Genomic DNA, 13215 nt, shown 5'->3' with positions numbered 1-13215 from the left:
TATATTTTTAGAGCCCAAGCCGTTCCGGGTATTGCAGATCATCTTACAGTATCGAATAATGAAGATGGCATGACAATAGTTGTAGCTTGATAAAAGACTGGAGGAGCCATCGCGTGAAATATGACTGCTTGATTGTAGATGACGAGGAGGTTCTCTCCCAAAGCACCTGCGAGTATTTTAATCTATTTGGCGTGAAGACAGCCTGGGTCGCCGATTCAACAACCTGTATCAATTTTTTTCAAGAGAATTCTGCGGAAGTCATCCTACTTGATATCAACTTAGGCAACACCTCGGGCTTTGACCTATGCAAAAGACTTCGCGAGACCATCAGCGTGCCCATCCTATTTATTAGCGCCCGCACAAGCGACGACGACATGCTGCTCGCCTTAAATATTGGCGGAGATGATTATATTAAAAAGCCGTATTCGCTCTCTGTGCTGTTGGCCAAGGTAAAAGCTGTTCTGAAGCGGTATCAAGCTCAGGATGGGAAATCAGTCATTTCCGGAGGAATCAAAATCGATTATGAGTTAAGACGTGTGTTCGTCCAAGGGCAGGAAATTACACTCAAGTCTATGGAGTACAAGCTGCTGACCTATCTGGTTGAAAATAAAAATCGTATTGTGTCCAAAGATGAAATTTTCAGAAAGGTATGGGAGGATTACATCGCCGGAGACAATACGTTAAACGTTCACATTCGTCGTCTGCGTGAGAAGATTGAACAAAATCCGAATGAGCCTCGATATATCAAAACCGTATGGGGTACGGGCTACGTATTCGAAGAGGACAAGCAATGAAGATCAAGCCTCTGCTTGTGCTTACACTAGCACTTCTTATCGTTGGAGCCCTTTTTCCCGTGTATCTGTTTCGCACTGCGCCGAGTGAACAACTGGACCCTGTTCAAGTGAATGATATCGTCAAAACAGTCTCGGACAACTGGCTGCAGGTGCAGGATACAGCAAGCTTACCGAAATTACCCTATGAATTAGATTATGCCGTTGTCGATTCGAAAGGGCAGCTTATCGCCGCGACCCGGAATGGACAATATGAGAGCATCAGCCATGCAATCCGTAACAGAGATACGCTTGTCGATATAGAGAAAGACGGTCAAATTGTAGGAAAAGCTGTCTTTTATAACGATACAGCCGCCACTTGGAAATCCTATCGGACGACTTTGATCATCGCCTACATGAGCTTTCTAACACTATTATTAGCCGTCTATCTCGTCTATACGGCTTATCTGAACCATACGATCATCCGCCCGTTTCATAAGATGAAAAAGTTTGCAGGCAATATTGCAGCAGGAAATTTTGATGTTCCGTTAGATATCGACCGGTCCAATATTTTCGGCGTGTTTACCGAAAGCTTTGATATGATGCGGGAACAGCTGCACCTTGCTCGTGAAAGTGAACGGAAAGCCAATCAAAGCAAAAAAGAGCTTGTCGCCTCATTAAGCCACGATATCAAAACACCTCTTGCGTCTATAAAAGCAGTATCTGAGCTTATGCTTGTGACTGCCGGGAGCGAGCGGACGGCTGAACAGCTGAAGGCAATTGGAATGAAAGCTGATCAAATCGAGGCTCTGCTAACCAACCTGTTCCACGCAACCATGAAGGAGCTTCAGGAGCTGACGGTGACGGTTGCCGAGATGCCAAGCACAGCCCTTCCGGACTTAATCCGAAATGCAGATTACGAGTCCCAGGTAAAGCCTTATGACATTCCGGATTGCGTCATTGTAGCCGATATATCGCGGTTGCAGCAGGTGCTCGACAATCTGATCAGCAACTCCTATAAGTATGCGGGAACACCGATTGCGATTAACACGGCTTTCGAAGACGGCTTCCTCGTCTTGGAGATTGCCGATTATGGAGACGGTGTCCCTTATGAAGAGCTCCCCCTCCTGTTCAACAAATATTACCGCGGGAAAAATGCAGACGGTATCAGCGGTTACGGACTTGGGCTGTACATAAGCAGCTATTTGATAGAGAAAATGTTAGGCGAGCTCCGCGTTAAGAAGCAGACGGACGGCTTCACCGTCATATTAATGCTGCGCCTGGCGGAGTAAAACCAATATCGTTACCGATTTAAGAATTGGTTAAGGAACCGGCAAAGACCCATTAAGAAAGGGCGTGACATAATGAGGCTGTACAGGATACAGTCTCATTTTTGATTTGCTTAGGAGGTTCATACATGCAAAAAGCTATTTTATCGACGAAGAAGCTGTGCAAAACGTTTTCCATTGGCGGAAACCAGCAGCATGTTCTGAAAAATTTAGACGTTCAAATCGCCGGTGGAGATTTTACCGTTATTATGGGTTCCTCCGGAGCTGGGAAGTCGACACTTCTCTACGCGCTCTCCGGCATGGATAAGCCCACGCTTGGTGAAATCTATTTTGGGGATCAGGAAATATCCAAGCTCTCCAACGACAAGCTTGCCGTATTCCGGCGGAATCACTGCGGCTTTGTTTTCCAGCAAATTTATCTCATGGACAATATGAGCATTCTGGACAACATCATAGCCAGCGGCTTACTGGTCAATAAAAATCATAAGGCGGTTGTCCAGCGGGCGAAACAGCTTCTGCTGCGGTTAAATCTGGATGAAACGATGTGGCGCAAATTCCCGGCTCAGGTATCAGGAGGCGAAGCACAGCGGGCCGCTATCGTACGTGCATTGATCAACAACCCTGAAATCCTGTTTGCTGACGAGCCGACAGGCGCACTTAATTCTGCCTCTGGCAAAGCCGTTCTGGACACGCTGACGGAAGTGAACGAGCAAGGCCAAAGCATTGTAATGGTCACCCATGATTTGAAATCCGCGCGGCGCGGCAACCGCATTATTTACTTGCGGGACGGTGTCATATGCGGCGAATGCCAGCTAGGCAAGTATGTGAGCGGTGATAAGGAACGGCATGAGAAGCTAAATGCATTTTTGAATGAAATGGGGTGGTAGGATGAGGAAGATCACGATGCTGGCCGCTGCTAACATCCGTAAAAACAAAAGTCAAGCGGGCAGCTTGCTCCTCTTTGTCCTGATCGCGGTTCTGTTTCTGAATATAGGTTTGGTACTGCTGCTGAACTTTGACAAGTTTTTCGATACCCGGGCAGAACAGCGTCATACCCCCCACCTCACCATCCTGCAAAAAGCCGAGTATACCAATGAGGATCAACTGGACTGGCTAAAGCGGTACCCTGGCGTCAAGGAAACAGAAAAACTAGCTGTATTAGCGGATTACGGCGAATACTTTATGCATGGCTCTAAAAACGTAGCCTCCATTATTTTTCAAAATACGAACGGCAGCTCATCAATGAACCCATTCATGCTGGTAGGCGAATCCCTGCCCCTCGAAGACAATAGCATTTATGTGCCATACATGATGAAGGCGGCTGGCGATTACCGTCTTGGCGATGACTACCGGCTAAACTTTGACGGCCAAGAGCTTCATTTCACCATTGCCGGTTTCACCGAAGAAATTACATTCGGCGCTCTAATGAGTGATTTATATCGTTTCTATGTGTCGGATAGAGCCTTCGCAGCATTATCCGCCCAGTTTCCAGACAGCCAAAGCTATTTACAGACAGTCCGGATGGAAGAAAGCCGGTTGGGAACGCAGGCGCAGCTGGATTATGAGAAAGCATTCTATCATACCGAGGAAATGAAAAATATATCGTCGCCGTTTGTATTTGCTCTCAGTTATAACGCGGCGAAAGAGGCCCGGTCCACCGTCTCTATTACAGCCATGCTAATTACAGCCTTTGCAATAATTATGCTGTTCGTCAGTCTGATTGTCATTCACTTCGGCATTGTCAACAATATCGATGAAAGCATGACGAACATCGGGGCATTGAAGGCAATTGGTTATAAAAACAGTCAGATCATGCTGTCTATCGTATTGCAATTCTCGAGCATCGCCTTAGCTGGCGGCCTGATTGGCATTGCCGTATCACAGCTTATGCTGCCTATACTGGCAACAATTATGGAATCCCAATCGGCATTGATTTGGAAGCCTGGTCTGGATGCTGCACTAGCGTTCAAATCCTTGTTGTTTATCATTTTGTTGGTGCTGGCGGTGTCCTTGTGGGCGGTAAAACGTATTTTCAAGCTCCATCCTCTGATTGCTTTGCGCGGCGGGCTTCACACGCACAGCTTCAAACGAAATATGCTTTTGCTGGAGCAAACACGAGGCCCCTTGCCATTTATTCTGGCGATGAAGCAGCTTGTCCAAAGCAAGAAGCAAGCTGTTATGGTTATCGTGATTATTGCGGCGATGTCTTTCGCTTCTGTCGCAGGAATGTCCGTTTATTATAATATTGGGGTTAAACCGGATGTTTTTCTGTCGATGATTGCAGGTGAGAACGCGGATGCCGCACTTGTTCTAAAAGATCGGAGCCGTACCGATAATGTTGTACGAAATCTGCAGCAACGCCCAGAGGTACGCAAGGCGTTTGGCTATCAGCACATTTCACTGGTATCGGAGAATATCGATGTTTCCGGCTTTATTACGAAGGATTTCGAGCAGCGTGAAGTCAATATGCTGTTCGAGGGGCGTTACCCTAAGCATGACAATGAGGTGGCCGTTGGCTATACCTTTGCTGTGTCGGCCGGCAAGGAAATCGGTGACGCGGTTATGGTAAATGCGGGCGGGCAGGAAAAAGAGTTTATCATTACCGGATTTATTCAAAGCATGAGCAGCGGCGGCCTCAATATGATGATGACTTATGACGGTATTCTTACGATTAAACCGGATTTCACTTTTGACCAAATTTGCGTTTATCTTGCCTCTGGAACGGATGCGACCGCATTGATCCAAAGCGTTAAAGCTGCAGAAGGAAATATTTTTAGCTATGCCGTGAACACAAAGGAGTTAATCCGCACACAATTTAGCCAGATTGGCGATATTTTTGCCGTTGTAGCCGCAGGGATGCTTGCCGTCACTTTACTGGTGGTGCTGTTGATTCTGTACATGGTCATTAAGACAATGATTCTTCGCAAAAAACGTGAGCTCGGCTTACAGAAAGCCTTAGGCTTCACCACTTTTCAGTTGATGAATCAAACCGCGTTTCATTATACGCCGATTATCCTTATCGGAACGCTACTCGGCAGCTTGGGCGGGTATTTCAGCTTAAATCCTATATTGTCTTTGTTTATGCGCGGTGCGGGTATCGTAAAAACCAACCTGCCCGCTCCCACAGCATGGACCATTATAACGTGTATAGCATTGACTTGCTTAGCTTATCTTGTATCGATGCTGATCTCCTGGAGGATACGCAAGATTTCGCCTTATTCGTTGATTAGCGAGTAGTGTGCGGGAGTATATAAATCAATCGACAAGCATGAATCGATAGAACAGTCTAAGGGCCATCCTTTGCCGGATGGCCCTGGTCTATATTTTCGTGGTATATCTACCGAACTTTCCTAACAGGTATCCAATACTCCACTGCAACCTCTTCTGTCATCATCTGCTTCTCTACGCCGATTTGAATGTCTGGCCCCACCTGTATCGTAGGGCCCTCTATCTGTTCATATCCAGACGAGGGAAACCATTCTCCATAAATTTGCTGCCATTTTTCTGGTCCCCAAGGAACTTTCACATCGATCACAACCCATGTCGCAGCCGGCACGTACAATCGGGTGAACTTTTCGGGGCATGCCTCAGTTGAAGCAATGGCCAAATAATAGTCGTAATCACCCTTCGTACGTCCAGCCCCTTCTCCAACATTCACATGAGCCATTCCGAATGGTTCCGCGTTATTCAGTGATTTCAGCTCGGCGTACGTGTCATGATCTATTGAGCGCCACACTTGTTCGACACCAGGATGCTCCCCCATCTCAATGGGTGTAACCCGGTTTGTTATCCCGATCACTTGAAAAGCTTCCTTATTCTCGATTCTAAACTTCATCGGTTCGCCTCCTCCAATCGTTAGACGAAAGGTCATTGGCGGATATACTTTGAGCGACTGATTCGTTGCTCTCATTTCTGTAGGTGTCATTCCATGCTGACTTTGAAAAGCGCGCGTAAAAGCATCAGGCGAATGATAGCCATACTTCACGGCAACATCAATTACTTTCACAGTACGGTTCTGCAATTCAAGTGCAGCGAGCGTTAAACGTCTGCGGCGAATATAATCTTGAAGCGAAATGCCTGCCAAGTAAGCGAACATTCTTTTAAAATGATAAACCGAGCAATAAGCACGTCTTGCCAGCTCCTGCTCATCCACTTCATTCTCTAAATTCTGTTCCATGTAATCTAACGCTCTATTCAAATTTTCGAGCACATTCATCTCAATGACCTCCCTTCCCTTCTCCCTTAGAGTAGCAGGATCTACTGCGAATCATCCGACTTATTCCGTTCAACTATTGCAGGGGGTGTTCCACAAATGATCGATCAGAAAATTGTATGTATCCATTGAAAAGCTTTATAACGGAGGATTAACAGCCAATGATAGACTAATAGAATAAGCTGCTTTTTGCCACGCCTATAAATACAACTTATCCTATAGGATTTTATTACAATGATGAAACGGAGGAAATCAAATGTCCCGTCGTAAACAACTCAAGCTTGGCGCTATATTGCATGGAGTGGGCGGCAGCCATACCGATTGGCAGCATCCCGATGTATCGCCTAATGCTAGTATAAATATTGATTTCTATAAAAAACAGGCATTAAAAGCGGAGGAGGGCAAGTTTGACCTTGTCTTCATTGCAGACGGACTGTACATTACGGAAAAATCGCTGCCGCATTTCCTTAATCGCTTCGAGCCGCTCACCCTTCTGTCGGCTATTGGCTCCGTCACTTCCCACATCGGCCTAGTCGGCACGCTCTCAACCTCTTATAGCGAACCCTTTAACGTAGCGAGACAGTTCGCCTCACTGGATCAAATCAGCCGCGGACGTGCGGGCTGGAATCTCGTCACCTCTTATATGGAAGGATCAGCGGCCAACTTCGGCAAGGAAAATCACATTGAGCGGGAAGAACGTTATAAGATTGCGCAAGAGTACCTGGATGTCGTGCGCGGATTATGGGATTCCTGGGAGGACGATGCGTTTGTAGGGGACAAGCAGAGCGGACAGTTTTTTGACCCCAATAAGCTGCACACGCTCAATCACAAGGGCCAATACTACTCCGTCAGAGGTCCGCTTAACATATCCCGCTCCAAGCAAGGGCATCCTGTCGTATTTCAAGCGGGGTCATCAGGGGATGGGCGCGGGCTGGCAGCCAGGGAAGCCGATGCCGTGTTCACGGGTCTCGAATCCATTGAGGACGCCAAAGCCTTCTATGCCGATATTAAGGCCCGGGCAGCAGGCTTCGGCCGCTCTCCTGACGCTATCAAAATTTTCCCGGCTATTGGTCCTGTTGTAGGCAAGACGACCGAAGAGGCCGAACGCAAATATCAGGAAATAGCCAATCTGGTCACAGTAGAAAAAGCGCTTGATTATTTGGGTCGGTATTTCAACCATCACGACCTGTCTCAGTATCCGGCAGACGCGCTATTCGAGGATCTGGATATTTATAACTGGCCGAGCATCCGCAGCGGCAATGAAGTCATTAAGCGGCAGGCCAAAGAAGAGCGCTTGACCTTGCGCGAGGTCGCTCTCCGCGTCGCAACGCCACGCCCTGGCTTTATCGGCACCCCGGAGAGAGTTGCTGCCCTTATTGAACAGTGGCTGGAAGAGGACGCTGCAGACGGTTTTATCGTCGGCGCCGCCGTACCAAGCGGTCTTGACGACTTCGTCGATCACGTTGTCCCCCTCCTCCAAGCCAGAGGCATTTACCGCAAGGAATATGAATCCGATACGCTGCGCGGCAATCTGGGTATTCCTATTCCGGCAAATCGGTACACCCAACCACAATAATAATGTGTGGCGACTGTATAGGACTCGCGTATAGCAGGCCTCCCCTACAGTCGCCATTTAAATAAATTCGCCGAACCCTCGCAAATCACTCCCTACCGGATAAAAAAAAGAACGCCCCAGTCCGTTAAGACTGAAACGCTCTCCCCTCAGCATGCAATGCACTAGGCATGAAGCAGCCCCGTCGTTTGCAAATTCAATTTATAGCTTTTAATCCATATCCCCGAATTATTCCGCTCGTGTTCCGGAATGCGCTCAAAACCAAGATTCTCATATAGACGGACCGCATCCGACATCATATCCGATGTGTTCAGATACAGAAAGTCTTTACCATGGTCTGCGGCTATACGAGCGCAATGCTGGATAAGCGCTGTAGCGACACCCTTGCCTCTTGCTGAAGGATGAACGGCCAGCAAGCGGACAAAGGGGGCACCAGCCCGGCGTTTCACGATATCCGATTCCGTCAAGGATGGCCCAAACAAAAAGACGCTGCCCACTACCTTATTCTCGTACACGGCAAGAAGCTTATGCCAAGCCTCGTTGTTGCGGGCATTTTGCAAAATATCTTCCCTATAGCCTAGCCATACCTCCTCAGGCAAAACCTGCGCATATTGCACATAGGCATCCAGCAGCAGACTTTCGATTTCCGGCAGATCACTAGCCGTCGTCTCACGAATCACTAGTCCTTCGTTTCCCATATAATCACCCCGCTATCGAAAATGAAAGTCTTATACGCGCTCAACCGCATAACGATTCTCTGGAATAGCCAAGCCAAGATTTCCTCTAAACGTATCCGATTCATACTCCGTACGGAAAATTCCGCGCTCCTGCAGCAAAGGTACTACCTGCTCGATAAACTCATCAAAGAAGCTAGGCAGCATGCCGCGAATGACAAAGCCGTCTGCCGCTTCCTCACGATGCCACTGCTCGATCGTGTCGGCCACTTGTACAGCCGTGCCGATAAACGGCGTACGCGGCGTCGCCAGTTCAAGAGCGAGCTGTCTCAGCGTCAAGCCGCCCTCCTTCGCCCGACGCTTAATCAGATTTGTCGTGCTCTGGAAGCTGTCCTTGCCAAGCTCGCCAAGATCGGGAAACGGTTCATCCAACGGATATTGGCTAAAATCATGATGCTCGAAAAAACGGCCTAGATGCTCAATGGCTTGCTCAATGCTCGCAAGGCTGGCAACTTCCTGATACTTGGCCTCTGCTTCCTCCGCCGTACGCCCAATAATCGGTGAAATACCGGGCGCGATAACGATATCATCCGGCACACGCCCATACGTCACAGCCCGTTCCTTCACATCCTTATAGAATGCCTTAGCCTCCTCGATGCTTCCATGTGCTGTAAACACGGCATCCGCGCTTCTTGCGGCCAGATCCTTGCCGCTCTCCGAGGAGCCCGCCTGAAAGACCACCGGCTGCCCTTGCTTGGACCGTTCAATATTCAAAGGCCCTTCCACCTTGAAATATGTCCCTTCGTGATTCAAGCGGTGCAGCTTGCTTGGGTCGAAAAAGACGCCGGATTCCTTATCGCGCACGAATGCGTCTTCCTCCCAGGAATCCCACAGACCGCGAACCACGCTGAGGTGCTCCTCAGCGATTGCATAGCGCTCCGGATGGCTCGGATGCTTGCGGTTATTATGATTTTTCTCAGAGCCTGCAAGCGGCGAAGTGACCACGTTCCAGCCTGCTCTGCCATCGCTGATCAGGTCCAGTGAGCCAAATTGTCTGGCCACCGTAAACGGTTCGCTATACGTCGTCGACAAGGTGCCCACAAGACCAATCCTCGTAGTTACACCCGCCAAGACCGACAGAATCGTAATGGGCTCAAAGCGGCTTAGAAAATGAGGGATCGACTGCTCTGTTATATAAAGCCCATCCGCGATAAACACAAAGTCGAATTTACTGCGTTCAGCCGCAAGCGCCTGCTGCTGATAGAACTTCAAACTTACGCTGGCGTTAGCCGGAACCTCCGGATGACGCCATGCTCCCACATTGCCGCTAATGCCTTGAAGCATTGCGCCAAGCTTCAACTGTTTGCGTGCTCCCATCTGGGCTCACCTCACCCTTCATTTATTAATATTTACGCTTGAACAGCATAAGGCTCTATGCTTGAAGCAGCCTCATATAGAAGCTCAAACGACCGGAATCTCTTCTCTACATCTGCAATATGATTGCTTGCGATAAAGCCATCCACCTGATACTTCTCTTTCAGCTCCAGCAGCTGCTGGCGTACAGAAGCCGGGCTTCCATGCACAACAAAGGACTTTTTAACCTCCGTCGTGTAGGCTTTTCCGGCCTGCTTGGCGAATATCTCCGCCTGCTCAAGGGAAGTGACGTTCACCGTCTGTCCATCTTCAAAAGTAATGCGGACATTGACGCCTTCTCCAGCCAGCTCTGCAGCCTCCTCGTCTGTAGGTGCTACGACAACCGCTATGCCAAGCAGCGCTTCCGGCTGCCTGCCGCGAAGGGCTTGAAACTGCGCTCGATAGGCAGCAAAAGCAGCTGCCGCAACTTCAGGATTGTTATGAATGGACAGTGCATAAGCATAGCGATAACCGAGTCTGGCAGCCAGCTCTGCGCTATCTGCACTGGTGCCGAGCACATAGACCTCCGCCGGCACCGAAGGCAGCGGCGCAGCCTGCAGACCCGCAAGCGGATGCTCTTCACCCGCCGGACCATACAGATACACATCCAGCTCCGCAAGCTTATCCTCCAGCGTCTGCTGCTCCTTGCCGGACTGCAGTGCCTTCGTTGCAAGCGGCATCCCGCCCGGAGCCCGGCCAACACCAAGATCAACTCGGCCTGGCGCCAGCGTCGACAGCACATTAAAGTTCTCTGCTACCTTATACGGACTGTAGTGCTGCAGCATGACGCCTCCAGATCCAATCCGAATCTTAGAGGTGCTAGCCAGCAGATAAGCTGCCAGCACCTCCGGAGATGGTCCTGCGCTGAATGGGGTGCCGTGATGCTCGGATACCCAGAAGCTCTCATAGCCAAGCCGTTCTGCAAGCTGTGCCAGCTCCACCGTATAACGCAATGTATCTTGAGGAGACAGTCCCGGGAAAACAACACTTTGATCCAATATGCCAAGTCTGATTGCCATTGCTAACACTCCTTCTCACCTAGATGAATTTATTGAATGGTTGCATCAAAACTGAGCCACTTTTCACTCAATGCCGCTAGCGTGCCGTCTTCGCGCAGTTCCTTTATTACACCGTCGATCGAATCGGCCAGCACCTTGGAATCCGGGTCATCCTTGCGGAATACATATTGGATATCAGTTGCACTCAGCGGCTCACCTACCGCCTTCAACTGATGCTGCGGATCGACAATATCGAGCGTAAAGTCCGGAGCAATGAAGAAGTCCACTCTGCCGGATGTGACCAGCGTGAGCATATCATTGGCCGCACCGCTCTGATAGACGATTTCGATCGCATTGTCATGCGCTTTATTATAGTTTTCCAGCAGCGTTGCGGCTGCACTGTTCGCTGTTACAACGGCTTTTTTGCCTTTCAAATCATCCAATGATTGAATGGGATTATTGTTGTCCTTGGCCACAATAATTTTGCTCTTCCAGTAAGCGTACGGCAGCTCGTTGAACAGGTACTCCGCCTCCCGCTCTGGATTCTTTTCCAGCTGATGAGCAATCAGATCAATCTTGTTTGTTTTCAAGCTCAGGAACAGATTTGTCAGATCCGAAGTCTTAAATTCGAACTCATATTGCGGCAAACGTTTGTCAATTTCTTTCAGCAGCTCCACATCAAATCCCGTCAGCTCTCCTTTTTCGTCCAAGAAAAACACCTTCGGGAACTTCGTTCCCGTGCCTACTACTACCTTTTTGACGTCCTTGTCCTTGTTTCCCTCGTTACTGCTCTGACCGCAAGCGGACACTGCTGCTGCCAGTAAAACTGCCAATAATAATGAAAAAATGGCCTTTCTCATTCTGCTTTACCCCCTGGTTGCTGTTTAGTATATAATTCCCATTTGATAACTCGGCTTTAAAATTACTCTTTTACAGGACAAAAGTAAATGCTCTGCCCAATAAAGGAGTTCTATTTGTCTATTGAAATTCTCTATCTATGGGAAGAGGCATGTTAGTGGAAGCGTGGTGAGGGACAGCAAAAAGGAGAACGCCCTATTGCTCGTTCTCCTAACATTTGCAAGATATCACTGCTGCATGCCGTCTTCGACCCGCTTCATGAACTCATCAACGGCACTGTAGCCGTGCTGCTTCAGATACCAGTTGTTCGCCGCCGCTTCGATTAAGCCAGCTACATCACGCCCCGGCTGAAGCTGGATTTCAATATGCGGAATTTGAACGCCAAGATACTCTGTGAATTGAGGGATGACCTCAAGCTCATTGTTCAGAGCATTTTCCTGCCAAGGAGAAAGCTCGATATCGAGTACAATTCGCGTTTCATCTTGGAATGCTCTGCGGCCGTACTGGCGCACAACATTTATGAGTCCAACGCTGCGCAAAGCAAGGAATTCACGCGCCGTCACATTATGTGTGCCGAGAAGCGTCGAAGGGCCAAGCTTCTTGAGCACCACGATATCGTCCGCAACAAATCGATGCCCTCTTCTAATAAGGGTATGGGCCGTTTCACTCTTGCCAATTCCCGATTTGCCGCGCAGCAGAATGCCTATGCCTGAGACGTTTACGCAAACACCGTGAATCGACAACTCGGGCGCCAAGGCTTTCAACAGATAACCGTCCAGCTTGGCAATAAACTCGGTCGTTGTCTCCGATGTTCGCAGCAGCGGTATGCCCTCCTGATCGCAGAACAGCGTCAAATAGGGAATCTCCTGCTGTCCTGAAGTCACAATAAAGCATGGCGGATGATATTTGACTACGTTGCCAATATGAAGCAGGCGCTCTTCTACCGTCAGCGTCAATAAATAGTTAATCTCCTTGCGTCCAAGAACCTGTACCCGCTCCATAGGAAAAAAATCAAAATACCCTACAAACTCAAGTCCCGGTCTATGCGTCCGCGGACGGGAAATGACGCGATCCATCCGGTCGGCTCCCGCAAGTACTTCCAATTGGAACGCTTCAGTTAGACGTTTCACTGTAATTGTTTTCATGCGCTCTCCCCTCTCTACAGGACGTACTCCTGCTCATCTTTACAAAAAAAACATAAACTGCCTGTGAAGCAAGGCCGTCAGATTAACTTCCTGACGGCCTTGTTGTCGATATGGTTTCAGCAAAACAATTACTTGTCGGAAATGTCTAGGATTTAGCGTCATTACTCAATAAAAATGGCAATCTCGTGTACTAATATTACCATAAATCCTAGCTTGAAATGCGGGTAAACTATAGGAGCATCCACTTGTACAACGCAGCAATTTGGACACCCGCAAATAAAA

At 48.7% G+C, this 13215-nt stretch carries 11 protein-coding genes; 5 read left to right on the top strand and 6 right to left on the bottom strand.

What is annotated here, in order from left to right; genetic code table 11:
• Positions 1-113 precede the first annotated feature (113 nt).
• The 4 genes from IEX98_RS14845 (at position 114) to IEX98_RS14830 (ending at position 5296) form a co-directional block, all read left to right on the top strand.
• Complete coding sequence (locus IEX98_RS14845) at positions 114-794, top strand: response regulator transcription factor (protein ID WP_188889994.1); 681 nt, start codon at positions 114-116, stop codon at positions 792-794.
• Complete coding sequence (locus IEX98_RS14840; protein ID WP_188889993.1) at positions 791-2062, top strand: sensor histidine kinase; 1272 nt, start codon at positions 791-793, stop codon at positions 2060-2062. Before IEX98_RS14845 ends, IEX98_RS14840 begins: the two co-directional genes overlap by 4 nt.
• Positions 2063-2187: 125 nt before the next feature.
• Positions 2188-2946 (top strand): ABC transporter ATP-binding protein, encoded by a 759-nt coding sequence (locus tag IEX98_RS14835; protein ID WP_188889992.1) that lies wholly within the window; start codon positions 2188-2190, stop codon positions 2944-2946.
• A 1-nt stretch (position 2947) separates the two neighbouring features.
• On the top strand, positions 2948-5296 hold the full coding sequence (locus IEX98_RS14830) for an ABC transporter permease (RefSeq protein WP_188889991.1): 2349 nt from the start codon (positions 2948-2950) through the stop codon (positions 5294-5296).
• 100 nt (positions 5297-5396) lie between these two features.
• Here IEX98_RS14830 and IEX98_RS14825 read toward each other — a convergent pair whose 3' ends face one another.
• Positions 5397-6275, bottom strand: a complete 879-nt coding sequence (locus IEX98_RS14825; RefSeq protein ID WP_188889990.1) for an AraC family transcriptional regulator — start codon at positions 6273-6275, stop codon at positions 5397-5399.
• A gap of 253 nt (positions 6276-6528) precedes the next feature.
• On the opposite strand from IEX98_RS14825, the gene IEX98_RS14820 reads away from it, so the two are divergent.
• Entirely contained in the window at positions 6529-7848 is a 1320-nt protein-coding gene (locus IEX98_RS14820; RefSeq protein ID WP_188889989.1) for an LLM class flavin-dependent oxidoreductase, read from the top strand.
• Positions 7849-8009: 161 nt separating this feature from the next.
• On the opposite strand, the gene IEX98_RS14815 is transcribed toward IEX98_RS14820, so the two are convergent.
• The 5 genes from IEX98_RS14815 to hprK form a co-directional block, all read right to left on the bottom strand.
• Positions 8010-8543 carry a GNAT family N-acetyltransferase gene (locus IEX98_RS14815; protein ID WP_188889988.1) on the bottom strand — a complete coding sequence of 178 codons (534 nt, stop codon included), beginning with the start codon at positions 8541-8543 and terminating at the stop codon, positions 8010-8012.
• Positions 8544-8573: 30 nt separating this feature from the next.
• Positions 8574-9896, bottom strand: a complete 1323-nt coding sequence (locus IEX98_RS14810) for an LLM class flavin-dependent oxidoreductase (RefSeq protein ID WP_188889987.1) — start codon at positions 9894-9896, stop codon at positions 8574-8576.
• 32 nt (positions 9897-9928) lie between these two features.
• Complete coding sequence (locus IEX98_RS14805; protein WP_188889986.1) at positions 9929-10951, bottom strand: MsnO8 family LLM class oxidoreductase; 1023 nt, start codon at positions 10949-10951, stop codon at positions 9929-9931.
• A 29-nt stretch (positions 10952-10980) separates the two neighbouring features.
• Entirely contained in the window at positions 10981-11790 is an 810-nt protein-coding gene (locus IEX98_RS14800) for a transporter substrate-binding domain-containing protein (protein WP_188889985.1), read from the bottom strand.
• A gap of 225 nt (positions 11791-12015) precedes the next feature.
• A complete protein-coding gene (gene hprK, locus IEX98_RS14795; RefSeq protein WP_188889984.1) occupies positions 12016-12933 on the bottom strand; it encodes an HPr(Ser) kinase/phosphatase in 918 nt (305 codons plus the stop codon).
• Positions 12934-13215: the final 282 nt, after the last annotated feature.

The sequence above is a fragment of the Paenibacillus radicis (ex Gao et al. 2016) genome (assembly GCF_014641555.1).
In the GTDB taxonomy this organism is placed as follows: domain Bacteria; phylum Bacillota; class Bacilli; order Paenibacillales; family Paenibacillaceae; genus Pristimantibacillus; species Pristimantibacillus radicis.
Note: the sequence above shows the minus strand (reverse complement) of the source record. Positions and strands in the feature narration are given on the sequence as shown.

Coding starts and splice junctions, on each gene's coding strand:
- IEX98_RS14840 (WP_188889993.1), top strand. CDS start 791: ATGAAGATCAAGCCTCTGCTTGTGCTTACACTAGCACTTCTTATCGTT.
- IEX98_RS14800 (WP_188889985.1), bottom strand. CDS start 11,790: ATGAGAAAGGCCATTTTTTCATTATTATTGGCAGTTTTACTGGCAGCA.
- hprK (WP_188889984.1), bottom strand. CDS start 12,933: ATGAAAACAATTACAGTGAAACGTCTAACTGAAGCGTTCCAATTGGAA.
- IEX98_RS14815 (WP_188889988.1), bottom strand. CDS start 8,543: ATGGGAAACGAAGGACTAGTGATTCGTGAGACGACGGCTAGTGATCTG.
- IEX98_RS14805 (WP_188889986.1), bottom strand. CDS start 10,951: ATGGCAATCAGACTTGGCATATTGGATCAAAGTGTTGTTTTCCCGGGA.
- IEX98_RS14810 (WP_188889987.1), bottom strand. CDS start 9,896: ATGGGAGCACGCAAACAGTTGAAGCTTGGCGCAATGCTTCAAGGCATT.
- IEX98_RS14830 (WP_188889991.1), top strand. CDS start 2,948: ATGAGGAAGATCACGATGCTGGCCGCTGCTAACATCCGTAAAAACAAA.
- IEX98_RS14825 (WP_188889990.1), bottom strand. CDS start 6,275: ATGAATGTGCTCGAAAATTTGAATAGAGCGTTAGATTACATGGAACAG.
- IEX98_RS14820 (WP_188889989.1), top strand. CDS start 6,529: ATGTCCCGTCGTAAACAACTCAAGCTTGGCGCTATATTGCATGGAGTG.
- IEX98_RS14835 (WP_188889992.1), top strand. CDS start 2,188: ATGCAAAAAGCTATTTTATCGACGAAGAAGCTGTGCAAAACGTTTTCC.